Source organism: Caldalkalibacillus thermarum (assembly GCF_014644735.1).
Lineage (GTDB): Bacteria > Bacillota > Bacilli > Caldalkalibacillales > Caldalkalibacillaceae > Caldalkalibacillus > Caldalkalibacillus thermarum.
The window spans coordinates 1-565 of record NZ_BMKZ01000140.1; the positions used below are offsets into that span (position 1 = coordinate 1).

The 565-nt window shown below is 48.6% G+C and carries 1 rRNA gene; it reads right to left on the reverse strand.

The features are described from left to right. Nucleotides 1-460 precede the first annotated feature (460 nt). Nucleotides 461-565 (reverse strand): 16S ribosomal RNA (locus tag IEW48_RS16910); the annotation flags it as partial.

Consider the following 565-nt stretch of genomic DNA (forward strand, 5'->3'; position numbering starts at 1 on the left):
TCATCGGCTCCCAGCGCCTAGGCATCCACCGTGCGCCCTTAGTAGCTTAACCCTTAAGGTCGCTCGTGGCTACCCGATGAATCTGCTGTTATCCAATTTTCAAGGTGCAAGTACTCAGTTATTCACATAATGAGGGTCATATATAAAATTGCCTGTCTGCACACTTGTTGCCACACATGGCAACCGGGTTGAAACCATCTTTGCGAGGTGGCCTTTGCACTTTTGGCAAGAGACACCGAGGAAAGATGGCCAAGAACCCTCAAAACTAAACAAAGCAGCAAGCGTGCGAGCAATTGATTAAGATGAAACGTTATAAAACGTTCAGTTTAGGGATCCCCCAAAACCGGGGNCTCAAAACTAAACAAAGCAGCAAGCGTGCGAGCAATTGATTAAGATGAAACGTTATAAAACGTTCAGTTTAGGGATCCCCCAAAACCGGGGGTCTCATAAAACTCCCTAGAAAGGAGGTGATCCATCCCCACCTTCCGGTAGGGATACCTTGTTACGACTTCACCCCAATCATCTGTCCCACCTTCGGCGGCTGGCTCCCTTGCGGGTTACCTCA